Origin of the sequence: Streptomyces sp. SPB162 (assembly GCF_029504575.1) — a bacterium.
Classification (GTDB): Bacteria; Actinomycetota; Actinomycetes; order Streptomycetales; family Streptomycetaceae; genus Actinacidiphila.
The window spans coordinates 1290442-1314143 of sequence record NZ_JAQFII010000001.1 but is presented as its reverse complement, the minus strand read 5'-3'; the positions used below and the strand labels follow the sequence as shown (position 1 = coordinate 1314143).

The window sequence follows — 23702 nt, the reverse complement described above, 5'->3', positions numbered from 1 at the left end:
ACGCCGGGACAGCGGGAGCGCCGGGACAGCGGAACGCCGGGACAGTGGGAACGGCGGACACCGGGAACGCCGGGAACCGGAAGGGGTTGCCCGGCGTTCTTCCTGACAAGCGCGGCAGGTGCCGCGGACGGAGGCGTGAAGATGTCCAATCGTGCGAAACTCGCCGTCGGTGGCGTGGGCATAGGGATCGTCCTGTTGATTCTGGGCGTCCCCTGGTGGCTCGCACTGCTGGTGGTCGTCGGTGTGCCGGTGGCCGCGTACCTGACGCTCGATCCCTCGCAGCGGCGTCGGCTCAAGAGGATCTCCCGCCGGGAAATAGGCCGCTGACCTGGTCCTCGCCGAGAGTAGGGTGATCGGGAAATCATCCACCGGTGGAGGGGGCAACAGGCATGGGCGGGACGGTCACCGCGGTCAGCCGCGGTTCGGAACACCACTTCAGCAAGTCGAACGAGGAGTGCATCCGGCTGCTCGCCGGTCTCGGCGTGGAGGGTGACGCCCACTTGGGCGTAACGGTCCAGCACCGTTCCCACGTCGCCAAGGATCCGACGCGGCCCAACCTGCGCCAGGTCCACCTCATCCACGCCGAGCTCTTCGACGAGCTGCGGACCGCCGGATACGACATCGCTCCCGGCGACCTCGGCGAGAACGTCACCACCCGCCACGTGGACCTGCTCGGCCTGCCGGTCGGCGCCCGGCTGCGGCTCGGTACGGAGGTGGTCGTCGAGATCACCGGCCTGCGCAACCCCTGCCTGCAGATCGACCGCTTCCGCCCCGGCGTCCTCAAGGAGGTCGTCTTCCGCGACACGGCGGGCGAGCTGGTCCGCAAGTCCGGGATCATGGGCATCGTGCTGTCCGGGGGCGAGGTGCGCCCCGGCGACCCGATCGAGGTCGAACTGCCCGAGGGCCCGCACCGGCCGCTGGATCGTGTCTGAGATGGCGGATGCGGAAACGGCAGCGACGGCCGCGGACGGCCGGTCCGTCGAGGAGCTGATCGAGTACGCCCGGCACGGCCGGCGGGTGAAGTACCTCCCCTTCTGGGGCCACCGACCGCAGCGCGACGGCAGTGCCGGCGCCGGCTGCCTCAGCCAGTGGTGGCCGTCACCCTTCACGGTGGACGGCGTCGAGTACGCCACCGCCGAGCACTGGATGATGGCGGGCAAGGCGCGCATCTTCGGTGACGCGGAGGCCGAGCGCGCCGCCGTGGCGGCCGTCCACCCCAAGGCAGCCAAGTCGGTGGGGCGCACGGTGCGCGGCTTCGACGAGGAGACGTGGCGGCGGGAGCGCTTCGAGCTCGTCGTCGAGGGCGGCGTCGCCAAGTTCGGGCAGCATCCCGAGCTGTACGCCTATCTGCTCGGCACGACCGGGCGCGTGCTCGTCGAGGCCAGCCCGCTCGACCGCGTCTGGGGCATCGGCCTGGCCGCCGACGACGAGCGGGCCGGGGACCCGGCCCGCTGGCGCGGGCTCAACCTGCTGGGCTTCGCCCTCATGGAGGCCCGCGCCCGGCTCGCGGCGGACCCGGCGGGCACGGGAAGCTGACGATCAGGGGCCGGTGACGGCGGCGGTCTCGGCGGCGGTCTCGGCATCGGGGTTCGGGTCCGGGTCGGGGCCCGCCGTCGCCTGTTCGGCGGCCGCGACGCGCACGTAGTCCTCGATGGCGGCGTCGAGACCCACGTCGTGCTGCGCCCGCTCGGACAGGAACCAGCGGTGCTCCAGCAGCTCGTGGAAGACCTGGGCGGTGTCCAGGGAGGCCCGCAGCTCCTGGGGGACGGCCCGGACCGTCGGACGGAAGACCTCGCGGACCCAGCGGTGCGCGAGGACCTCGGGCCGGGCACCGAGCGGGTCGCCCGGCGCGTAGTCGTCCTGCGAGGCCATCCACGTCTCCAGGTCGTTCAGGAGGCTGCGCGCCTGGTTCTCCTCGGCGTCCATGCCGGTCAGCCGCAGCAACTGCCGCTGGTGGTGGCCCGCGTCGACGACCTTGGGGAGGAACGTGACCGCGTCCCCGGCCGGCGACCGCTGGATCTGCATCTCGGCCACGTCGAAGCCGAGGTCGTTCAGCCGCCGGATGCGCCGGTCGATGTAGTGCCGCTTGCCCACCGGGTAGACCGACTCCCGGGTGAGCTCGTGCCACAGCTCCTCGTAACGGTCCGCGATCGCCTGGCCGAACAGCACCGGATCGACCGACGGGTGCAGCGAGCCGCCCGCCTCCAGGTCCATCAGCTCGCCGGATATGTTCACGCGGGCGACCTCGATGTCGTACTCGCGCTGCCCGCGCGTCAGCTTGGGCTGGATCTGCCCGGTCTCCGCGTCCACCAGGTAGGCGGCGTACGCTCCCGCGTCCCGCCGGAAGAGCGTGTTGGACAGGCTGCAGTCGCCCCACGCGAACCCGGTCAGGTGCAGCCGGACCAGCAGCACGGCGAGGGCGTCGAGGAGCCTGCTGACGGTGCCGGGCCGCATCGTCGTCTCGAACATCGACCGGTAGGGCAGCGAGCCGTTGAGGTGCCGGGTGATCAGTACCGGCTCCAGCGGCTCCCCGTCCGCTCCGGCGCGGCCGGTCACCACCGCGACCGGGTCGACGGCGGGGATGGCCATCCGGTCCAGGTCGCGCAGCAGCCCGTACTCGCGCACCGCGGCCCACTCGCCGACCTCCTTCACCGCGACGACCTCGTCGCCGGCGCGGGCGAACCGCACCACATGGCGCGAGATACCGCGCGGCAGGGCGACCAGGTATTCGTCGGGCCACTCCTCGAGCGGTATGCCCCAGGGCAGGTCGAGGAGGGCCGCCGGGTGTTCGGGCGCGGTCGCGGTGATCTGCAGCTCCATGACGGACAAGTGTGCGGCAGCCGCGGCGCGCCCGGACAGGCGGGTCGGGAAACTCTCAGGGGCTGGACGCCGTTGAGTGATCATGCGGCGGCGCGGGCCGCCGTGGCGCGGGCCGCGGTCGTCGTGGCGGCGGAGAAGGAGCGTGGGGCATGGCGGAACGACTGGTCGTCGTCGGTGGGGACGCGACCGGGATGTCGGCCGCCTCGCAGGCGCGCCGGCGGCGGGGGCCGGACGACCTGGAGATCATCGCCTTCGAGCGCGGTCACCACACGTCCTACTCGGCCTGCGGCATCCCGTACTGGGTCGGTGGCGAGGTGGACGGCGCGGACGCGCTGGTCGCGCGGACCGCCGCCGAGCACCGCGAGCGCGGCATCGACCTGCGGCTCGGCACCGAGGCCGTCGGGATCGACCTCGACCGGCGACGGGTGCGCACCCGGGAGGTGGCGGGCGGTGACGAGTCCTGGACGGGGTTCGACCAGCTCGTGATCGCCACCGGCGCGGTCCCCACCCGGCCGAAGATCCCCGGGATCGACGCGGACGGTGTGCACGGCGTGCAGACCCTGGACGACGGCGAGGCCGTGCTGCGCACCCTGGAACGCGGCGGCGCACGTCGAGCCGTGGTCGTCGGCGGCGGATACATCGGCGTCGAGATGGCCGAGGCCATGATCCGCCGCGGTCTGGAGGTCACCCTCCTCGATCGAGGTGAGCAGCCGATGTCCACCCTCGACCCCGACATGGGCCGGCTGGTGCGCGACGCGATGGTGGGCATGGGCATCGTGGTGGTGACCGGCTCGGAGGTGCGCGAGGTCCTCACCGGGGACGACGGACGGGCACGGGCGGTCGCGACCGCGGACGCCGAGTACCCGGCAGACGTGGTGGTGCTCGGGCTGGGCGTCCAGCCCAACACCGTGCTCGCCCGGGACGCCGGACTCGCCCTCGGCGACCACGGCGGCCTGCTCACCGACCTGGCGATGCGGGTGCGCGGAACCGAGGGCGTCTGGGCCGGCGGCGACTGTGTCGAGGTGCTCAACATGATCTCCGGCACCCACCAGCACATCGCGCTGGGCACCCACGCCAACAAGCACGGACGGATCATCGGCATCAACATCGGCGGCGGCTACGCCACCTTCCCCGGCGTCGTCGGCACCGCCGTCAGCAAGGTCTGCGACGTCGAGATCGCCCGCACCGGTCTGAAGGAGTCCCAGGCACGGGCCGCGGGGCTGCGCTTCGTCACCGCTGTCGTCGAGTCCAGCAACCGGGCCGGCTACTTCCCGGGAGCCGCGACCATGACGGTCAAGATGCTCGCCGAGCTGCGCACGGGGCGGCTCCTCGGCCTGCAGATCGTCGGACGGGAAGGCGCCGCCAAGCGCGTCGACATCGGCGCCGTCGCCCTCACCGCGGGCATGACCGTCGACGCGATGACGGCCCTCGACCTCGGCTACGCGCCGCCGTTCTCCCCCGTCTGGGACCCGGTGCTGGTCGCCGCACGGAAGGCCGCCGACAAGGTGGAGGCCGAACTGCGGGGCCACTGAGGCATCAGCGCGCCGGCGGTGGCGGAGGCGCTCAGCCGATCCGGGCGGCCCGGCGGAGGCGCTCAGCCGATCCGGGCGGCCAGTTCGCCGAGCGCTTCCAGCAGGGCCGGCAGCGCCGGGCCACGCCGGACCGGGTGAACCTCGCCCGGCTCGTCGTCGAGCAGCACGAACGCCATGTCGTCGGTCCGCGCCACCAGGCTCCAGCCGGGGCCGTCCGCGCGGACCGCGCCATGGGCCGAGCGCACGCGTCCGGGCGGCGGCGGTGAGCTGAGGTAGGCCTCCGCGCCCTCCAGCGCCCGGCGCACGCCCGGATGACGCACGGCGACGGGCTCGCCCGTCTCGTCCGCGGTGGATTCGACGTCGGCCGGATCGTCACCGGTCGCCGGGGCCGCCTTCTCGGACGCTTCGCCCTCGGAAGCTTCGCCCTCGGGCGCCGGGTCGTCACCGGAAGCCGGGGCGTCGCCTGAGTCGCCCGAGTCGTCGGTGAGCTGATCGCGCCAGGACCACCACCGCAGGGCGATCTCGTCCGCGCCCAGCCGTCGCTGCGCCGCACCCCAGACCTCCAGGTCGGGCGGCGCCAGCGGAGGCCGGCCGCCGTCCTCCTCCGACGGATCGTGCGGATCGGGCATGCCCGGCGCGGCGACCGCCACCGGCAGCGGCCAGCCCGGCAGGGCCGCGGCCACGGAGCGCTCGTCCGGCGAGAGGTCGTACTCCAGCCCGCAGTCCCAGGCCGCCAGCGCGCACGCGACCAGGGCCGTGTCGGTGATCGCGACGGTCCACCGGGCGCCGCCGCCGTCCTGTCCGAAGAGCAGACCGTAGCCGTCCCTCGCGGGTTCGAGGCCGAGCACCTCGCAAGCCTGCGGGTAGTCGTCTGCGAGCACGCTCGGGAACTGCGCCGGCGTCATCATCGCCGCCGTGAGCACGAACAACGCGTCGTCGTCCGCCTGCGTGTAGTCGTCCGTCTCGGTCACGGGGCTCCTCCCTCTCTTCGGTCCCGCGCACCTTAACCAGCGGGTAACGTCCGCGTCGATAGCGGGGCCCGCCCGGAGGGAAAACCGCTCGGAGCCGGGGTGTGCCGACCTCTACGCTGCGGGGTATGGGTGTCCACCGCACGCACTACGTCTGCCTCCCGTGCCGCGCCTCCTACAAACAGGAGTACGGTCCGGACCGCGCGCGGCGCTGTCCGCGCTGCGCCGCCGAGCTGATCCACGCGGGTTCCGCTTTCGCGGCGCCCCGCCGGAGCGACGCCCCGGCATGGCGGGCGCTCACCGTCCTCCTCACGGCGGGCGTCGGATTCCACAAGTCCTGCTGCGGCGGTCCCGGCTTCCGCCCGCGCACTCCGCGCGCGGTGCGCGAGCGCCTGGCCCACGCGGCCGCCACCGGTGAGCCCGTCGTACGCGCTCTGACCCGTGACGACCTGTCCTTCGCCGACCGCCGTCCGGGCAAGCCGGGTTCCCGGCCGCTGTAGCGGAGATAACCCAGGGGAGAGCACGAACTCGGCGACGCTGAGAGGTGATCGACATGCCCGGCCTGCTGCACAGGATCGGAGACGTGTTCAGACTGCCGGTGCGAGCACCCGACCCGGCGGGTCCCGGGGACCGGGCCCCACTGGAGCACAACCTGTTCGACGCGGCGGCGACCTACGTGGTGGCGTGTATCGCCGACGACCAGGACCGTATCGACGAGGCCGTGGGCCGGGTCGCCCCGGACGCCCTGATGTTCGGCGTCAACGAGCTCGCGCAGCGCGCGGTGCTGACGCTGGCCCGTGAACACGGGACGGAACCGGAAGCCATGGCACGCACGTTGCTCGGTCTGCCCGCGGCGTAGGGGCGTTGACGTTACGACAGCGCCCGCGTAGCGACGGCGAGGTAGCGGTCCTCGGAGTCGTCGTACACCGTCAGCTCCCATCCCGCCCCCGCGAGCAGCGGGACGAGGGTGGGCTCGGCGCGGACGTCGTCCTCGCGCAGGGCGTGCCCGCGCCGGGCGGCGAGCGCGGCGCGGCCGATCGGGTGGAAGAGCGCGAGCCGCCCGCCGGGCCGTGTGACACGGGCGAACTCGCGCAACCCGGCCGCGGCGTCCGGCAGATGATGCACGAGTCCGGCGGCGAAGACGGCGTCCAGGCAGGCGTCGCGCAGCGGGAGACGGCCGCTGTCCGCCTCGATGAGCGCGCCGGCGCGATGGCGGCCGAGCGCGGTCGCCTCGTGCAGCATCTCCGGGGTCAGATCGATGCCGATGACCGCGCCCGCCGGGCCGACGGCGTCGCGCAACCGCGGCAGCGCGCGGCCGGTGCCGCAGCCCGCGTCGAGAGCCGACCGACCGGGCCGCAGCCTCAGTTCCGCGACGGCGGCCGCGTACGCGGGATCGTCGTCGGGGAAGCGTTTCTCCCAGCCCACGGCCTTGGCCGCGAAGAACTCGCGGAGGCGTTCACGTTCGGTCTCCATGCACCATGTATGCCCCACGCAGTGGCTGAAACGCACCCCCTGCGCGCATGTTCGAGCGTTGCGCGATCGTTCGGGGCCGGATCAGCGTACGAGGCTGTCAATATCCGCCGGGTTCCGCAATGCCCGAAGGTCTGCGAACACCATCGGGCTAGCGTCCCGGAGCCATGGGACACATGGACCAAGCCGGCTTCGGCTGGCTGACCCCGACGCTGTCGTACCTGATGGCCTGCGTGGGCTCGACCCTCGGCCTGCGCTGCACGGTGCGCGCGCTCGGCGCGACCGGCCGCTCCCGGCGTAACTGGCTGCTGACCGCGGCCAGCGCGCTCGGCACCGGCATCTGGACGATGCACTTCGTCGCGATGCTCGGCTTCCGGGTCTCCGGCACCGAGATCCGCTACAACGTGCCACTGACCGTCCTGAGCCTGCTGATCGCCGTCGGCGTCGTGGGCGTCGGCGTGTTCCTCGTCGGCTACGGGCAGGGCCGGCTCCGCTCCCTGCTGGCGGGCGGCCTGGCGACCGGGCTCGGCGTCGCCGCCATGCACTACGTCGGAATGGCGGCGCTGCGGCTGCACGGCACCATCGCCTACGACCCGGTGCGCGTCGTGCTCTCCGTACTGATCGCGCTGGCCGCCGCCACCGCCGCGCTGTGGGCGGCGCTGACCGTCCGCCGGCCGGTCGTGGTGGCCGGGGCGTCGCTGGTGATGGGCGCGGCGGTGAGCAGCATGCACTACACGGGGATGTTCGCCGTGCGGGTGACGGTCCTTCCGTCGTCCGAGGTGCTGCCGGGCGCGAGCGCCACCGCGTTCCTCTTCCCGCTGGTCGTCGGCCTGGGCTCGTACCTCTTCCTGACATCCGCCTTCGTCGCGCTCTCGCCGAGCGCGCGGGAACACGCCGCCTCCGCGTCCGCCCAGTCGCTGCCCGAGGGCGCGGCGTGAGCGCTCCGCGCGGCCGCCGCGCGCATGCCGGTCGGCCCGCCGACGAACGGATGTCGCCGCCGGCGCCGGCGCCGGCGGCCGCCAGGGCCACGAAGGCGGCTCCCGGTGGCTCGGACCCTGCAGATGACACTGCCGCCGGTCCGGACCTGCCGGCCGGCAGCGGGGGTCCCCGGGGACCGGGGCCCGGATCGCGTCCGTGGTCCCGGTCGGCCCCGAGGGTGGTGCTGCGGCCGCGGACCGTACGGGCGAAGATCGTCTCCATTCTCATGGTGCCCGTCGTCTCGCTGATGGCCCTGTGGGCCTTCGCCGCCGTCAACGCCGCCCAGGACGTCTCCGGCCGCCTGCGGACACAGCAGGTCGAGAAGGAGGTCAGCGGTCCCGTCGCCGCCTCCGTCACGGCCCTGCAGGCGGAACGCCGCGCCGCGGCCCTGTACCTGGCCGACCCGACCGCCGCCCGAGCGGCGCAGTTCGACAGCGCCGCCGCCGCCACCGACCGGGCGGCCGGCGTGCTGCGGCAGGGAAGTACCCACACGGTCGCCGACGGCATCGGACTGCCGTCGGACGTCGCGCCCCGGCTGCGGACATTCCTCGACGGCGTGACCGGGCTGCGCGCACTGCGGACGCGGGTCACGGGCCGCGGCGCGGCCTGGGACGAGACGTACCGCGGCTACTGCGACGCGGTCGAGAACGCCTTCTCCGCCATCGGCGTGCTGACCGCCGGCTCCGATCCGGTCCTGACCCCCGGCAGCCGCGTCGCCCTGGAGTTCGGCAGGGCGGGCGAGATGCTCGCCCGCGAGGACGCCCTGCTCTCCGTCGCGCAGCTCACCGGCACCCTGGACGGCCCGCGCTACCGCGACTTCACCGGCGCCGTGCAGGCCAGGCGGCTGCTGCTCGACGCGTCGGCCCGCGACCTGGGAGGCGGCCGGCGCGCGTCCTGGGAGAAGCTCAGCGGCTCCGCGCCGTACAGCGCGGTTCTCGGCGTGGAGGACGGCGTGCTGCGCGCCGACCCCGGCCCGCGTGCCGCGGCCGCCGCGCCGGCGAGCACCTGGACGACGGCCTCCGGCGCGGTCATCGGCGGGCTGCGCGCCATTGACGTCCCGGCGGACGGCGCGTCCTCCGCCGGCTCGTCCGGCACCGACCCGGTGCTCGGCGGTCTGCTGAGCACCTCCGGCGCGGCGGTGCTGCTCGGCCTGCTCGCCGTCGTCGTCTCGCTCATCGTCTCGGTGCGGATCGGGCGCGCCCTGGTCACCGAACTCGTCGAACTGCGCAACTCCGCGCTGGAACTCGCCCGCCGCAAGCTGCCCTCCGCCATGCTGCGGCTGCGCGCGGGGGAGGAGATCGACCTGGACGCCGAGGCGCCGCAGGGCACCCACGGCGCGGACGAGATCGGCCAGGTCGGCGAGGCGCTGCGCACCGTCCACCGCGCCGCCCTGACCGCGGCTGTCGAACGCGCCGAGCTGCTCAGCGGCGTCACCGGGGTCTTCGTCAACCTCGCGCGCCGCAGTCAGGTCCTCGTCCACCGCCAACTCGCCCTGCTGGACGGCATGGAGCGGCGTACGGAGGACCCCGGCGAACTGGAGGACCTCTTCCGGCTCGACCACCTCACCACCCGCATGCGCCGGCACGCCGAGAGCCTGATCATCCTGTCGGGCGCGGCCCCTGGCCGGGCCTGGCGCCGACCGGTTCTCCTGCAGAACGTGGTGCGCGCCGCGGTCGCCGAGGTAGAGGACTACGCGCGCGTCGAAGTGCGGGGTCTGCCGCAGGCCGCCGTCATCGGCGGCGCGGTCGCCGACCTCACCCACCTGATCGCCGAACTCGTCGAGAACGCCACGCAGTTCTCACCCCCACATACCAAGGTGCGGATCAACGGCGAACAGGTCGGCAACGGCTATGTGCTCGAGGTCGAGGACCGCGGCCTGGGCATGGGCGGCGGGGTGCTCGACGAGGCCAACCGGCGCATCGCGCGCGCCCAGGCGCTGGACCTGTTCGACAGCGACCGGCTCGGGCTGTTCGTGGTCAGCAGGCTCTCCGCCCGGCACGACGTCAAGGTCTCGCTGCGCCCGTCCCCGTACGGCGGGACGACGGCTGTCGTGCTGCTGCCCACCGCGCTGATCGAGCGCTACGTTCCCGACCCGGCGCCGTCCCGCAGAGCCGCCGAGCGCAACCGCGCCCAGCGTGCCCACCGCGAGGACCCGGTGGTCGTCCGGCCGCTCACGGCAGCGGGCCGCGCGTCCACCGCCTCTACCGCCGCCGCGTCGGCCGCCACGTCCGCTGCCTCGTCCGGTGCCTCGTCCGCGCGTCCACCTCGACCGGTCCGTGCAGCCGCCGAGCCGTCCGGGACGGCGGGTCCGGGGGCGAACGGCGCCGCGGGTCCGGGGGCGAACGGCGCCACGGGTCCGATGACGAACGGCGCCGCGGGTCCGGGGGCGGACGGAGCTGGAGGTCCGGGGGCGGACGGTGCGGGGGTGGGCGGTCCCACCGGTCCGGGGGCGAACGGCGCCGCCGGCGGCGGTGACGACCTGCCCCGTCGCGTGCGGAGGGCGAATCTCGCCCCGCAGTTGTTGGAGCGGCCGGCCCCGGAGCGGAGCAACCCGCCGCCGGGGAACGGGCCGGACGATGAGTCGCAGGACGCGGGCGGGCGTACCCCTGAGCAGATCCGCGCCATCATGACCGCGTACCGCGGCGGTTGGGCGCGCGGCGGTGGCCGTCCGGCCGGCCGCCCGGCGTCGAACGAGGGAGACCCGGCATGATCGAGGCGAACCGGTCAGGCCCGCTGGACTGGCTGCTGGACGAGCTGACGGACCGGGCGGTCGGAGTGCGGCACGCCGTGGTCCTGTCCAACGACGGTCTGGCGGTGGGTGCCTCACGGGCGCTGAGCCGGGAGGACGCCGAGCATCTGGCGGCGGTCGCGTCCGGGTTCCACAGCCTCGCCAAGGGCGCCGGCCGGCATTTCGCCGCCGGGGACGTACGGCAGACCATGGTCGAACTCGACGGCGGATTCCTCTTCGTGGCCGCCGCGGGGGAGGGGTCCTGCCTCGCGGTCTTCGCGACCACGGCGGCCGACGTCGGGCTGGTCGCCTACGAGATGGCCCGGCTCGTCAAACAGGTCGGGGAGCATCTGCGCACGCCCGCCCGGCCGGACGCCGACAGCACGGCAGGTGGATGAGCACGGATGGACGGCCGCTGGTACGACGACGAGGCGGGCCCGATGGTCCGCCCCTACGCCCTGACCGGCGGCCGGACCCGGGGAGACGGCGGCAGCGCACATCTCGACCTGATAGCGCAGGTCGTCGCTGAACCGGGTGCGGAGCCCGGCGCCGCCGGCGACCCGTCTCTGACCTCGGAACACGGCACGATCCTCGCCCTGTGCAGGATCGATCCGCTGTCGGTCGCGGAGATCGCGGCCGACGCCGACCTGCCCGTGGGCGTCGTACGCGTCCTGCTGGGCGACCTGCTGACGCTGGGGTGGGTGCACGTGCGCCGGCCGGTGGCACCCGCCGAACTCCCCGGCGAGGACATTCTGCGAGAGGTGATCAATGGACTTCGTGCGCTCTGAGCAACCGGGCAGACGTGATGAACCCGCCCTGGCATTGAAGATCTTGGTTGCGGGCGGCTTCGGGGTCGGGAAGACCACCCTGGTGGGAGCCGTCAGCGAGATCCGGCCACTGCGGACCGAGGAAGCGCTCAGCGAGGCGGGAAGGGGAGTCGACGACACCGGAGGGGTGGAACGCAAGACCACCACCACGGTCGCCATGGACTTCGGGCGGATCACGATCAGGGCGGGGCTGTCGCTCTACCTGTTCGGCACCCCCGGCCAGGACCGGTTCTGGTTCCTGTGGGACGAGCTGTCCCACGGCGCGCTGGGGGCCGTCGTACTGGCCGACACCCGCCGGCTGGAGGACTGCTTCCCCGCCGTCGACTTCTTCGAGCACCGCGGCATCCCCTTCGCGGTCGGCGTCAACTGCTTCTCCGGCGCGCGCTCCTACCGGCCCGAGGACGTCTCACGGGCCCTGGACCTGACGGAGGGGACGCCGGTCGTGCTGTGCGACGCCCGGGACCGCGAGTCGGGCAAGGACGTGCTGATCGCCCTGGTTGAGCACGCCGAACGGATGCACGCGGAGCGGCAGCTGCGGCGGGTCGGCTGACGGAGACGCTGATCGGGTGGCGGTCCGGGGTCGGCCGGTGGTCGGCTCGGGGGTCGGCCGCTTGCGAGGGCCTTCGCGTCGGATCCGGGGCCGGTCGTGACCCGATGGGGACTTGCCGTAGCGCGCTGTTCAGGACAGTCTCGTACCGCAGTCGATACGGGGAGGCCGGGAATGACGGTGGGCAATGGACTCGCTTGGCTGTTGGACGACCTGACGGAGCGGGTACCGCATGTGCAGCACGCGCTCGTGCTGTCCAACGACGGCCTGGTGACCGGGGCCAGCGGCAGTCTGGACCGCCCGACGGCCGAGCATCTGGCGGCCGTTTCGTCCGGGTTCCACAGCCTTGCGAAGGGCGCGGGCCGGCAGTTCCGGGTCGGCGCGGTACGGCAGACGATGGTGGAGTTCGACGAGGGCTACCTCTTCGTGACCGCGGCGGGCGACGGCAGCTGCCTGTCGGTGCTGAGCGGCATGGAGGCGGACGTCGGGCAGGTCGCCTACGAGATGACGCTGCTGGTGCACCGGGTCGGCGAACACCTCGGAGTCGCACCTCGGCAGCCGGGGGCGACCTCTTCCTGAAGCGCGGCTGCCGCGGGGGAGTTATCCACAGGCCGGGGTGGGGGGTCACCGTACTGCGCTAGATTCGTCACTGTCAGTAGTCGAGGCGGTGGGGGAAGTCATGGTGGTACGGGAGTCACTCGCGATCGAAGTCGCAGGGCGGACGCCGGCGGGCGAAGCGCTCGGGATGAACCGGGCCAGGGAAGAACTGGAACTGGGAACGGGAGAGTTCGAGCTGGCGGTCCAGCTCGGCGAGGTCCGTGTCGTCCCGGCCCGGCTCGGCCGCAGGCGTGTCCTGCGCGAAGAGGTCGACCGGCTGCGAGCGGCCGAGGACTTCCCGCGGGCACTGCGCGACCGATTGCGGGTGGTCGGCAGCGGCGACGGGGCAGAGCTGGTCGGCGTCAGCCGCGACCGCTTCGTCAAGCTGGCGAAGGGCGGCTTCATCCGCCCGGTCCGCTGGTACGTGAACCGGTACCGGGCCGTCGTCTGGATGTATCTGGCCGACGAGGTCGAGCAGTACGCCCGGGATCATCCCGAGGTGCTCCACAGCCGGCTGCCCGCGACGCTGCGTGACGTTCTTGAGGACGGCGCGGACTATCGGGCGCGCTGCTGGCGGGCCCGCCGCGCGGGCCACCTGGTGCGGGACGCGGCCGACGCCTGGGAGGAGGCGGCGGTCTGGGCGGCGCTGCTCGGCACGGACGGCGCGGCCGAGGTGGTGCCGGATCTGTACGAACGGGCCTGTCTGCGCAGGTTGCGGGCCGGTCTGCCACCGGGCAGGCCCGGGGAGCTCGCCTCCCGCGAACTGATCGCCCGGACGGTCACCGCGGACCATCCCGACGAGATCGCCCTGGCCACGCTCTCCTTGGCCGAAGCCCTCGACCGCGCCAGGCAGGAGCGCCCGGCCCCCCGGCCGGCCCCCCTGGCCGAGCCCGAGCAGCGCCCGGCCCCCGTGACGGAGCCTGACCATGAGCCGGAGCCTGAGCCGGACTATGAGCCGGAGCCGGACCATGAGCCGGAACCGGACCACGAGCCGGAACCGGACCACGAGCCCGAGTTCTGCAGGGGTCCCGTGGCGGATCCGGAGCGCGATGCGGAAGCGCGCTGCGCGCGGGGTCCGCGTCGAGCCCGCCCCGGGGGTGGCGGCTGCGACCGCCGGGGGACAGCGCGGGGACCCGCCGCCGCAAGAAGCTGTGCCGGCGTCCGTGAAGCGGGGCGGTCGGCCGCCGGGCCGGGGCGGCGCTCAGCCGCCGATCTTGCGAAAGAGCCCCTCCTGCATCACGGAGACCAGCAGCCGGCCCGAGCGGTCGTAGATCTGGCCGCGGGCCAGCCCCCGTGCGCCGGTCGCGATAGGTGACTCCTGCTCGTAGAGGAACCACTCGTCGGTGCGGAACGGGCGGTGGAACCACATCGCGTGGTCGAGGGAGGCCATGTCGAAACCGCGCGGGCCCCACAGCGGCTCGATCGGCACCCGTACCGCGTCGAGCAGCATCATGTCGCTCGCGTAGGTGAGCGCGCAGGTGTGCACCAGCGGATCGTCACCCAGCGGTCCGACCGCGCGCATCCACACCGCGCTGCGCGGTTCGGCGCCCTCGATCTCCTCGGGCGTCCAGCGCAACCGCTCGACGTAGCGGATGTCGAACGGCTGGCGGCGGGCCATCCGCTCCAGCGACTCCGGCAGTACCCCCAAGTGCTCGCGCAGTTCGTCGCCCAGCTTCGGCAGGCTCTCGGGCTCGGGCACCTCCGGCATCGGGATCTGGTGCTCGAAACCCGGTTCCGGCTGATGGAAGGAGGCGGTCAGATTGAAGATCGTGCGGCCCTGCTGGATCGCCACCACCCGCCGGGTGGTGAACGACCGGCCGTCACGGACCCGTTCGACCTGGTACACGATGGGCACGCCGGGGCGGCCGGGCCGCAGGAAGTACGCGTGCAGCGAGTGCACCGGCCGCTCGCCGTCCGTGGTGCGGCCGGCCGCGACCAGGGCCTGGCCCGCGACCTGCCCGCCGAACACGCGCTGCAGCCGCTCCTCCGGGCTGCGGCCGCGGAAGATGTTCTCCTCGATCCGTTCCAGGTCGAGCAGATCCACCAGCCGCTCGGCGGGGTTGGTCATCGGAACTCCTTCGTATCGTGTCCGGTCACATTTCGCCGACGGCCGTCACGCGGATGATCGCCCGGCCCTCTTCGTCGGAGGCTGCCAGATCGACCTCGGCGGAGATACCCCAGCCATGGTCGCCGTTGGGGTCCGCGAACGTCTGGCGGACCCGCCAGAGCGAGTGCTCCGGCTGCTCCTCGATCTGCAGCAGCTTCGGGCCGCGGGCGTCCGGACCGGTGCCCAGGTCGTCGTACTCGTCCCAGTACGCGTCCATCGCCTCCGCCCACGTGTCGGCGTCCCAGCCGGACTCGGCATCCAGCTCGGCCAGCAGGTTGTACTTCTCCAGCGCGGCCAGCTCCACCCGGCGGAACATGGCGTTGCGCACCAGCACCCGGAAGGCGCGGGCGTTGGCGGTGACCGGCTTGACCTGGTCGGCCCGTTCGGCGGCCTGCTCGGCCGTCTCGACCTCGGGGTTGGCGAGCTGCTCCCACTCGTCCAGCAGGCTGGAGTCGACCTGGCGCACCAGTTCGCCGAGCCACGCGGTCAGGTCCTGGAGGTCCTCGGACTTCAGGTCGTCCGGGACGGTGTGCTCCAGCGCCTTGTACGCGCCCGCCAGGTAGCGCAGCACGATCCCCTCGGTGCGGGCCAGTTCGTAGTACGCGGTGAACTCGGAGAACGTCATGGCGCGCTCGTACATGTCGCGCACGATCGACTTGGGGGACAGCGGGTGGTCGCCGACCCACGGGTGGCTCTGCCGGTAGACGCCGTAGGCGTGGGAGAGCAGTTCCTCCAGGGGCTTGGGGTAGCTGACGTCCTGCAGCCGCTCCATCCGCTCCTCGTACTCGACCCCGTCGGCCTTCATCAGCCCGATCGCCTCACCGCGCGCCTTGTTCTGCTGCGCGGCCAGGATCTGCCGGGGGTCGTCGAGCGTGGACTCCACGACGGAGACCATGTCCAGCGCGTACGACGGCGACTCCTTGTCGAGCAGCTCGAAGGAGGCCAGCGCGAACGTGGACAGCGGCTGGTTCAGCGCGAAGTCCGACTGGAGGTCGACGGTGAGCCGGACGATGCGGCCTTCCGCGTCCGGCTCGGCCAGCCGCTCCACCACGCCGCCGGCTTCCAGGGAACGGTAGATGGCGATGGCCCGCCGGATGTGCCGCAGCTGGTTGCGGCGCGTCTCGTGGTTGTCCTCCAGCAGGTGCCGCATCGCCTCGAAAGCGTTGCCCGGCCGGGCGATCACCGAGAGCAGCATGGTGTGCGTGACCCGGAAGCGCGAGGTGAGCGGTTCGGGGTCGGAGGCGATTAGCTTCTCGAAGGTCGCGTCGGACCAGTTGACGAAGCCCTCGGGGGCCTTCTTCCTGACCACCTTGCGGAGCTTCTTCGGGTCGTCCCCCGCCTTGGCGACGGCCTTCTTGTTCTCGATGACGTGCTCGGGCGCCTGCGCGACGACGAAGCCCGCGGTGTCGAACCCGGCGCGGCCGGCCCGCCCGGCGATCTGGTGGAACTCCCGGGCCCGCAGGGTGCGGACCCGTGTGCCGTCGTACTTCGTCAGGGCGGTGAACAGCACGGTCCTGATCGGCACGTTGACACCGACACCGAGGGTGTCGGTACCGCAGATGACCTTCAGCAGTCCCGCCTGCGCGAGCTTCTCCACCAGCCGCCGGTACTTCGGCAGCATGCCGGCGTGGTGCACGCCGATGCCGTGCCGGACGAACCGGGAGAGGTTGCGGCCGAACGCGGTGGTGAAGCGGAAGCTGCCGATCAACTCGGCGATGGCGTCCTTCTCGGCGCGCGTGCACATGTTGATGCTCATCAGCGCCTGCGCCCGCTCGACGGCCGCGGCCTGGGTGAAGTGCACGATGTACACCGGCGACTGCCGCGTCTCCAGCAGCTCCGTCAACGTCTCCGTCAGTGGCGTCACCACGTACTCGTAGGAGAGCGGCACCGGCCGGGTCGCCGAACGCACGACGGTCGTCGGGCGCCCGGTGCGGCGGGTGAGGTCCTCCTCGAAGCGGGACATGTCGCCGAGGGTCGCGGACATCAGCACGAACTGGGCCTGCGGAAGTTCCAGCAGCGGGATCTGCCAGGCCCAGCCGCGGTCCGGCTCCGCGTAGAAGTGGAACTCGTCCATGACGACCTGGCCGACGTCGGCGTTCCGACCGTCGCGCAGCGCTATCGAGGCGAGCACCTCGGCCGTGCAGCAGATGACCGGTGCGTCCGGGTTCACCGAGGCGTCGCCGGTCAGCATGCCGACGTTCTCGGTGCCGAAGAGCTTGCAGAGGTCGAAGAACTTCTCCGACACCAGCGCCTTGATCGGAGCGGTGTAGAACGTGACCTGGTCCTTCGCCAGCGCGGCGAAGTGCGCCCCCGCCGCGACCAGGCTCTTGCCGGAGCCGGTCGGCGTCGAAAGGATCACGTTCGCCCCGGAGACGACCTCGATCAGCGCCTCCTCCTGGGCGGGGTAGAGCGTGATGCCCTGGCCCTCCGCCCAGGTCGAGAAGGCTTCGTACAGGGCATCGGGGTCGGCCTCGGAAGGCAGCTGATCAATGAGGGTCACCCCACCATCTTGCCTGGCTTCGGGCCCTGCGGCGGAACCGGCGGTCATACCGAAGATCACCAAAGGTATGGTGTGCCGTCGACTGGGCGTCAACTCCGCCCGCGGGCGGGCCGAAAGGGGCGGGGCACCACACATGATGGGACCGGCACATTCACTTTCCGGAGCGGCGGCATGGCTGGGGGTGGGAGCGGGCGCGGCCGCGCTCGATCACCCCATGCCGTGGCCGACGCTGGTCGTCGGCGCGCTGATCTGCGCCGGCGCCGCTCTCGCTCCGGACCTGGACCACAAGGCGGCGACCATATCGCGCGCCTTCGGGCCCATCTCCAAAGCCTTGTGCGAGATCATCGACAAACTGTCGTACGCCACCTACAAGGCCACCCGCATGAAGGGCGACCCGCGCCGTACGGGCGGCCACCGCACCCTGACGCACACCTGGCTGTGGGCGGCACTGATCGGCGGCGGGTGCTCGGCGGCGGCGCTGCTCGGCGGGCGCTGGGCGGTGCTGGGCATCCTCTTCGTCCACATGGTGCTCGCCGTCGAGGGTCTGCTGTGGCGCCAGGCCCGTGCTTCCAGCGATGTGCTGGTCTGGCTGCTCGGTGCGACCGCGGCCTGGATGCTGGCCGATGTCCTGGACGACCCGGGCAACGGCAGGGACTGGCTCTTCACCGAGCCCGGCCAGCACTACCTGTGGATCGGTATCCCGATCGTGCTGGGCTCGCTCGTGCACTGCATCGGCGACGCCCTGACCGTGTCCGGCTGCCCGGTGCTGTGGCCCATCCCCATCGGCCGCAAGCGCTGGTACCCGATGGGTCCGCCGAAGTTCATGCGGTTCCGGGCCGGCAGCTGGGTCGAGATCAAGGTGCTCACGCCCGCGTTCTTCCTCCTCGGCGGCGTCGGGGCGCTGGGTGCCCTGGGCTTCCTCGGCTGACGCCCCGGGTCCCGTGCCCGTCACCTGATGGGCGACGGGCACGGACCGCGGGAACGGCGCGGGCCGGAAGGCCCGGCCTATCCGTGCCAGGACTGCCACAGGGCCGCGTACGCCCCGTCCGCCTCGACCAGCTCGTCGTGGCTGCCGAGCTCGCTGATCCGGCCCTCCTCGACGACCGCGATGACCTCCGCGTCGTGCGCGGTGTGCAGCCGGTGCGCGATGGCGATCACGGTGCGGCCCTCCAGCACCCGCGCCAGCGAGCGCTCCAGATGCCGCGCGGCCCGCGGGTCGAGCAGCGAGGTCGCCTCGTCCAGCACGAGGGTGTGCGGATCGGCGAGCACCAGACGCGCCAAGGCCACCTGCTGGGCCTGGGCCGGGGTGAGGGTGAAGCCGCCGGAGCCGACCTCGGTGCCCAAGCCGTCGTCCAGCGCCCGCGCCCAGCCGTCGGCGTCCACCGAGACCAGCGCGTCCCACAGCTCGGGATCGTCGGCTTCGGGCCGGGCCAGCCGCAGGTTGTCCCGCAGCGAACCGACGAAGACGTGGTGCTCCTGGTTGACCAGCGCCACATGCCGCCGGACCCGTTCGGCCGGCATCCGGGCCAGCTCCGCCCCGCCGAGCGTCACCTCACCGGTGCGCGGCGCGTAGATCCCGGCGAGCAGCCGCCCGAGGGTGGACTTGCCCGCCCCCGAGGGGCCGACCAGCGCCAGCCGGGTGCCCGGCCGCAGCCGCAGCGACACCCCGTGCAGCACGTCGCTGCCCGCCCGGTAGCCGAAGCGCACCTCGTCCGCGTGCATGTCGCGGCCGTCCGGGACGATCCGGTCGTCCGACTGCTGCTCCTCGACCTCGCGGACCCCGACCAGCCGGGCCAGCGAGACCTGGGCCACCTGCAGCTCGTCGTACCAGCGCAGGATCAGGTTGACGGGATCGACGAGCATCTGGGCGTAGAGGGCCCCGGTGGTCAGTTCGCCGACCGACACCCAGCCGTGCAGCGCGAAGGTCCCGCCGATCATCAGCACCGACGCCAGGATCAGCGTGTGCGTCAGGTTGATCACCGGGAAGAGCACGCTGCGCAGCCACATCGTGTAGCGCTCCCAGCCGATCCAGGTCCTGATCCGCTCGTCGGAGTCGGTGATCCGGCGAGCGCCCAGCCCGTGCGCCTCGATGGTCCGGCCGGCGTCGACCGACTCGGCGAGCGAGGCGGCGACCGCCGCGTAGCCGGCGGCCTCGGAGCGGTAGCCGGCGGGTGCGCGCTTGAAGTACCAGCGGCAGCCGACCAGCAGCAGCGGCAGCGCGACCAGCACGGACAGCGCCAGCGGGGGAGACGTGACGGCGAGCGCGCCGAGCAGCAGCGCGGCCCACACCACGGCGATGGCCAGCTGCGGCACGGCCTCGCGCATGGCGTTGGAGAGCCGGTCGATGTCGGTGGTGATCCGGGACAGCAGGTCGCCGGTGCCGGCCCGCTCCAGCACGCCGGGCGGCAGCCCGACGGACCGGACGAGGAAGTCCTCGCGCAGGTCGGCCAGCATCCGTTCGCCGAGGATCGCACCACGCAGCCGCACCAGCCGGACGAATCCGGCCTGCACGGCGAGCGCGGTGAGGAAGAGCCCGACCGTGAGGCCCAGGTGCAGCTCCCGGCGTCCGGCCGACAGGTCCTCGACCAGCCGTCCCAACAGGTACGGCCCCACCATGGAGGCGACGACGGCGACCGTGTTGACGGTGACGAGCAGGATGAAGGCGCCGCGGTGGCGCCGGGCCAGCTCGGTCACGTAGGTGCGTACGGTGGTCGGCGACCCGACCGGCAGCGTCGTCGTCTGCTGCGGCGCGTCCGGATCGTGCTCCGGCGGGTTCACGCCGATCATGCGGATTCCTCGATCCTGGTGTTCTTCCCGGCCCCGGAGGGGACCACGGACGGGCCTTCGGCAGCGGTGCCGGCCGTGACACCGGCCGGTTCCTCGGTCTCGCGCGTGACCACCGCGCGGTACTGCGCGTCGGCACGCAGCAGCTCGTGGTGGGTGCCGGTGGCCGCGACCGAACCGTCGGCGATGAAGACCACCAGGTCGCAGCGGTCCAGCAGCAGCGGGCTGGAGGTGAACACCACTGTGGTGCGGTCCGGCCTGATCCCCTTGAGGCCGCGGGCGATCCGGGCCTCGGTGTGCGAGTCGACGGCCGACGTCGGCTCGTCCAGCACCAGCGCCTCCGGATCCGCGACCAGGGACCTGGCCAGGGCCAGCCGCTGGCGCTGGCCGCCCGACAGGGAGCGTCCGCGCTCGGTGATCCTGGTCCGCATCGGATCACCGGAGTCATCCACCGAGGCCTGGGCGAGCGCCTGCAGTACGTCTGCGCACTGGGCGGCCGCCAGCGCGTCCGTGGCGGAAACGTTGCCGGAGGACGGTACGTCGAGCAGTTCGCGCAGCGTGCCGGAGAGCAGCACCGGGTCCTTGTCCTGCACCAGTACCGCGGCGCGCGCCGCCGGCAGCGGCAGCTCGTCGAGAGCCGTACCGCCCAGCAGGACCGAGGACTGGCCGGGCACCCGGTCCGGGCTGTGCCCGCCGAGCCGGTCGGCGAGCCGCCCGGCCGCGTCCGGGTCCCCGCACACGACCGCCGTCAGCAGCCCGGCCGGAGCGAGCAGGCCGGTCTCCGGGTCGTACAGGTCACCGGCAGGAGCCGCCGCGGGCGTGGCGGCCGGAGCGGACGAGGGAGCCGCCTCCGGTTGCGCGCTCCGCACCAGAGCCAGTACCCGCGCCGCGCGCTTCGCCGAAGGGCGCGAGAAGGACCACGCCATCGCGATCTCCTCGAAGTGCCGCAGTGGGAACATCAGGAAGGCGACGGTCCCGTACACGGTGACCAGCTCGCCGACCGAGATCCGGCCGTCCAGCGCGAGGACGGCCCCGTACCAGGCCACGCCCACCAGCAGCAGTCCCGGCAGGACCACCTGCAGGGCGCTGATCAGCGCCCACATCCTGGCACTGTGCACCGCGGCCGTACGGACCTCCTGCGAGGCCTTGCGGTACCGGTCGAGGAAGAGCTCCTCGCCGCCGATGCCGCGCAGCACCCGAAGACCCGCGACGGTGTCGGAGGCCAGTTCCGTGGCCTTGCCGGCCTTCTCCCGCTGCACGTCGGCGCGCTTGGTCGCCGCCGGCAGCAGTGGCAGGACCGCGAGCGCCAGGACGGGGATGGCGGCGGCCACCATGAGGCCGAGTTCCGGCTGGTAGAAGGCCAGGGCCACCGCGATGCCGATGGTGGCGAGGAAGGCGGAGGTGAAGCGGGCGAACGCCTCGACGAACCAGCCGATCTTCTCGACGTCGCCCGCGCCGACCGTGACGATCTCGCCGGCCGCGACCTGCCGGGTGAGCACCGAGCCCAGCTCGACGGTCTTGCGACTCAGCAACTGCTGGACGCGGGCGGCGGCGGTGATCCAGTTGGTCACCGCGGTGCGGTGCAGCATGGTGTCGCCGAGCGCGCTGAGACCGCCGAGCAGCAGCATCAGCCCGCCCGCCAGCGCCAGCCGACGGCCGGAATGGTCGACGACCGCCTGCACGGCCATGCCGACGGCGGCCGGGAACAGCGCGACGGACGCCATCAGCAAGGTGCCCCACGCGGCGGCGACGATCTGCCCGCGCAGCTGGCGTTTCTCCAGCCAGAGAAGGAAACGGAACCCCGATCTGACGTCGGGTACACCGGGGTCCTGGAAGGGGAGTTGGCGAAGCGACATGACGTCCCGAGATGCTCTGGAGAGGGGTGAGAAGACGTGCAAGGTTCGCGGTACAACACGTATCAGGTCAACCGATTTACGGCCGCCGTGCCCGATTTAAGTCGGTATCAAGCCAGGCCGTCGGCGGGCCGGCGCGGCACGAGGCGGTCTGTCGCCCGGCGTGCGACCGGGCCAAGCTGTGCGGCGTGATCCATGGCCATCGCACGACAAGGAGGCACCACCGCGTGGGAAGACGGATACTCGCGGCGCTCGCCGCGGCAGTGGGGTTCGCGCTTCTGGCGGGCCCGGCCGCCGCGGCCACCACCGCGCCCCCGGCCGAGTTCGGCACCGACTGGCACGACCCCCTGACAGCCGCCCCGCCCGTCGCGACCCCCGGCGGTCCTTCCTGCACCACGCAGATCGTGGCGGCGCAGTTCAGGGACTTCACGCCGTACACGAGCACGTACACGCCGCCGCGCGGCTGCGGCGACCGCTGGAGCAAGGTCGTCCTGCGGCTGGACGGCAAGGTCGCGGGGCGGCAGTACGACCGGCTCGGATACCTGCGGATCGGCGGGGTGGAGGTACTGGCCACCTCGACGCCCGAACCGTCGCCCGAGGGGATCGCCTGGAAGGTCGAGAAGGACGTCACGCGGTACGCGGCCACGCTGCGCGGACCGCAGCCGGTCGAGATGCTCATCGGCAACGTCGTCAACGACACGTACACCGGCGTGATCGACGTCAAGGTCTCGCTCACGTTCCACCCGGCGCGCGGAGCGGGCGGCGGCGGTCCTGCGGGAGCCGGGCCGGACCGGGTGCTGACCCTGGCCGGCGCGCACAGCGAGGGAACGGCGCTGGTCGGCGACCTCACCACGCCGCGCAACAGCGAGCGGATCGTCGCCGAGGTGTACGCCACCGGGTCGGGTGGCGGCTGCGAGGAGTTCTGGTACCTGGCGGTCCCCGCCGACGTGCCGTACTCCTGCCAGGCAGGCGGCCCCTACCGGGAGGTGCAACTGCGGGTGGACGGCCGGCTGGCCGGCATCGCCGCGCCGTTCCCGACCGTGTGGACCGGCGGCTGGTCCAACCCCTTCCTCTGGTACGTGATCCCGGGGCCGCAGGCCTTCGACGTCAGACCGGTCGAGTACGACCTGACGCCGTACGCCGGCCTGCTCAACGACGGGAAGGCGCACCGCGTCGAGGTGTCGGTGCTGGGTGTGCCCGAAGGACAGAGCGGGTGGAGCGTGCCGACGAACGTGCTGGTCTGGCAGGACGCGCACCGCGGGCAGGTCCCCGGCGCGCTGACCGGGCACCGGGAGAGCACCCCGGCCACCTCGACCTCCTACCGGCCGGGGGACGAACGCGCCCTGGACGCCACCGGCAGCCATGAGTTGACGGTCTCCGGCTACGTCGACACGTCGCACGGCCGGGTCGCCACCACCGTCCGTCGCGCGCTGTCCGCCACGTCCACCCACCGGTGGAACGCCGACGAGAGCACCGACGCGCTCACCGCCCGGTGGACCGACGACGCGACGGTGACCACGGCCGGCCGCGGCCCGGCCACCGCCACGACGGTGCGCCGCGCCTACACCATGGACGGCCGCACCTCGGTCGGCACGGCCGACCGGCTGCGTACGGTGATGCTGCTCGGCGACCGCGCCGACACCGCCGTCGCCCGCGGTGGCCGGACCGTGAGCCGGTCGCTGCTGGACGACGTCTACCGGGGTGACGCGTCGTTCACCCTCAACGTGCCGCGCGAGCAGCGGCATGCCACCGGTACGTCGTCCGAGCGCTACCGGATACGTGGTCCCGGTGTCCGCTACGACCGATGGATCGCGACCGCGCAGGGCGCGCTGACGCGGGACCGCACGGTGGAAGAGTTTTCAGCAAGTAGTTGAAATTCTTCCTACTGATCTCTTGACGTGCTCACGGCCACAGCGGGAAGCTCCTCGGCGGAACCCCGTGGGACGCGGGGTTCCGCACCCCCCACCCGGCGGCTTGGCGCGGGCTGCCTT

22 protein-coding genes are annotated in these 23702 nt (G+C 72.7%); 15 read left to right on the top strand and 7 right to left on the bottom strand.

Features of this window, described 5'->3' with window-relative positions; all coding sequences use genetic code 11:
- Positions 1-141: 141 nt before the first annotated feature.
- From M2266_RS06090 to M2266_RS06080, 3 genes are all read left to right on the top strand, one after another.
- Positions 142-327: a hypothetical protein gene (locus M2266_RS06090; RefSeq protein WP_277437214.1), complete on the top strand. Its 186-nt coding sequence runs from the start codon at positions 142-144 to the stop codon at positions 325-327.
- 62 nt (positions 328-389) lie between these two features.
- Positions 390-932 (top strand): MOSC domain-containing protein, encoded by a 543-nt coding sequence (locus tag M2266_RS06085; RefSeq protein WP_277441084.1) that lies wholly within the window; start codon positions 390-392, stop codon positions 930-932.
- A gap of 1 nt (position 933) precedes the next feature.
- The gene (locus M2266_RS06080) at positions 934-1536 is read left to right on the top strand and encodes an NADAR family protein (RefSeq protein WP_277437213.1); all 603 of its coding nucleotides are present in this window, start codon (positions 934-936) and stop codon (positions 1534-1536) included.
- A gap of 3 nt (positions 1537-1539) precedes the next feature.
- Here the strand turns inward: M2266_RS06080 and M2266_RS06075 are convergent, their stop codons facing one another.
- Positions 1540-2820: a DUF4032 domain-containing protein gene (locus M2266_RS06075; RefSeq protein WP_277437212.1), complete on the bottom strand. Its 1281-nt coding sequence runs from the start codon at positions 2818-2820 to the stop codon at positions 1540-1542.
- A gap of 149 nt (positions 2821-2969) precedes the next feature.
- On the opposite strand from M2266_RS06075, the gene M2266_RS06070 reads away from it, so the two are divergent.
- Positions 2970-4352 carry an FAD-dependent oxidoreductase gene (locus M2266_RS06070; protein WP_277437211.1) on the top strand — a complete coding sequence of 461 codons (1383 nt, stop codon included), beginning with the start codon at positions 2970-2972 and terminating at the stop codon, positions 4350-4352.
- A gap of 62 nt (positions 4353-4414) precedes the next feature.
- Here the strand turns inward: M2266_RS06070 and M2266_RS06065 are convergent, their stop codons facing one another.
- Positions 4415-5323 carry a hypothetical protein gene (locus M2266_RS06065; RefSeq protein WP_277437210.1) on the bottom strand — a complete coding sequence of 303 codons (909 nt, stop codon included), beginning with the start codon at positions 5321-5323 and terminating at the stop codon, positions 4415-4417.
- Between the two features lie 125 nt (positions 5324-5448).
- Between M2266_RS06065 and M2266_RS06060 the strand changes: the two genes are divergently transcribed.
- Both M2266_RS06060 and M2266_RS06055 read left to right on the top strand, forming a co-directional pair.
- Positions 5449-5820 carry a deoxyxylulose-5-phosphate synthase gene (locus tag M2266_RS06060; RefSeq protein WP_277437209.1) on the top strand — a complete coding sequence of 124 codons (372 nt, stop codon included), beginning with the start codon at positions 5449-5451 and terminating at the stop codon, positions 5818-5820.
- 83 nt (positions 5821-5903) lie between these two features.
- The gene (locus M2266_RS06055) at positions 5904-6179 is read left to right on the top strand and encodes a hypothetical protein (protein WP_277437208.1); all 276 of its coding nucleotides are present in this window, start codon (positions 5904-5906) and stop codon (positions 6177-6179) included.
- Positions 6180-6190: 11 nt separating this feature from the next.
- Here the strand turns inward: M2266_RS06055 and M2266_RS06050 are convergent, their stop codons facing one another.
- The gene (locus M2266_RS06050; RefSeq protein WP_277437207.1) at positions 6191-6793 is read right to left on the bottom strand and encodes a class I SAM-dependent methyltransferase; all 603 of its coding nucleotides are present in this window, start codon (positions 6791-6793) and stop codon (positions 6191-6193) included.
- Positions 6794-6957: 164 nt separating this feature from the next.
- Between M2266_RS06050 and M2266_RS06045 the strand changes: the two genes are divergently transcribed.
- The 7 genes from M2266_RS06045 (at position 6958) to M2266_RS06015 (ending at position 13782) form a co-directional block, all read left to right on the top strand.
- Positions 6958-7728 carry an MHYT domain-containing protein gene (locus tag M2266_RS06045; RefSeq protein WP_277437206.1) on the top strand — a complete coding sequence of 257 codons (771 nt, stop codon included), beginning with the start codon at positions 6958-6960 and terminating at the stop codon, positions 7726-7728.
- 221 nt (positions 7729-7949) lie between these two features.
- Complete coding sequence (locus M2266_RS06040) at positions 7950-10478, top strand: nitrate- and nitrite sensing domain-containing protein (RefSeq protein WP_346780872.1); 2529 nt, start codon at positions 7950-7952, stop codon at positions 10476-10478.
- On the top strand, positions 10475-10894 hold the full coding sequence (locus tag M2266_RS06035) for a roadblock/LC7 domain-containing protein (RefSeq protein WP_277437205.1): 420 nt from the start codon (positions 10475-10477) through the stop codon (positions 10892-10894). The genes M2266_RS06040 and M2266_RS06035 overlap by 4 nt, the downstream gene beginning before the upstream one ends.
- Before the next feature lie 6 nt (positions 10895-10900).
- Positions 10901-11284, top strand: coding sequence for a DUF742 domain-containing protein (locus M2266_RS06030; protein WP_277437204.1), 384 nt, complete (start codon positions 10901-10903; stop codon positions 11282-11284).
- Positions 11265-11873 carry an ATP/GTP-binding protein gene (locus M2266_RS06025; protein ID WP_277437203.1) on the top strand — a complete coding sequence of 203 codons (609 nt, stop codon included), beginning with the start codon at positions 11265-11267 and terminating at the stop codon, positions 11871-11873. Before M2266_RS06030 ends, M2266_RS06025 begins: the two co-directional genes overlap by 20 nt.
- Positions 11874-12044: 171 nt before the next feature.
- A complete protein-coding gene (locus M2266_RS06020; protein ID WP_277437202.1) occupies positions 12045-12449 on the top strand; it encodes a roadblock/LC7 domain-containing protein in 405 nt (134 codons plus the stop codon).
- A 100-nt stretch (positions 12450-12549) separates the two neighbouring features.
- A complete protein-coding gene (locus tag M2266_RS06015) occupies positions 12550-13782 on the top strand; it encodes a DUF6397 family protein (protein WP_277437201.1) in 1233 nt (410 codons plus the stop codon).
- On the opposite strand, the gene tesB is transcribed toward M2266_RS06015, so the two are convergent.
- Positions 13669-14535 (bottom strand): acyl-CoA thioesterase II, encoded by an 867-nt coding sequence (gene tesB / locus M2266_RS06010; RefSeq protein ID WP_277437200.1) that lies wholly within the window; start codon positions 14533-14535, stop codon positions 13669-13671. The genes M2266_RS06015 and tesB overlap by 114 nt on opposite strands.
- A gap of 25 nt (positions 14536-14560) precedes the next feature.
- On the bottom strand, positions 14561-17074 hold the full coding sequence (locus tag M2266_RS06005; RefSeq protein ID WP_277437199.1) for a DEAD/DEAH box helicase: 2514 nt from the start codon (positions 17072-17074) through the stop codon (positions 14561-14563).
- A 133-nt stretch (positions 17075-17207) separates the two neighbouring features.
- On the opposite strand from M2266_RS06005, the gene M2266_RS06000 reads away from it, so the two are divergent.
- Complete coding sequence (locus tag M2266_RS06000) at positions 17208-18002, top strand: metal-dependent hydrolase (protein ID WP_277437198.1); 795 nt, start codon at positions 17208-17210, stop codon at positions 18000-18002.
- Positions 18003-18079: 77 nt separating this feature from the next.
- On the opposite strand, the gene M2266_RS05995 is transcribed toward M2266_RS06000, so the two are convergent.
- Entirely contained in the window at positions 18080-19861 is a 1782-nt protein-coding gene (locus tag M2266_RS05995) for an ABC transporter ATP-binding protein (protein ID WP_277437197.1), read from the bottom strand.
- Positions 19858-21714 (bottom strand): ABC transporter ATP-binding protein, encoded by a 1857-nt coding sequence (locus M2266_RS05990; protein ID WP_277437196.1) that lies wholly within the window; start codon positions 21712-21714, stop codon positions 19858-19860. Before M2266_RS05990 ends, M2266_RS05995 begins: the two co-directional genes overlap by 4 nt.
- Before the next feature lie 224 nt (positions 21715-21938).
- Between M2266_RS05990 and M2266_RS05985 the strand changes: the two genes are divergently transcribed.
- On the top strand, positions 21939-23585 hold the full coding sequence (locus M2266_RS05985) for a peptide-N4-asparagine amidase (protein WP_277437195.1): 1647 nt from the start codon (positions 21939-21941) through the stop codon (positions 23583-23585).
- Positions 23586-23702: the final 117 nt, after the last annotated feature.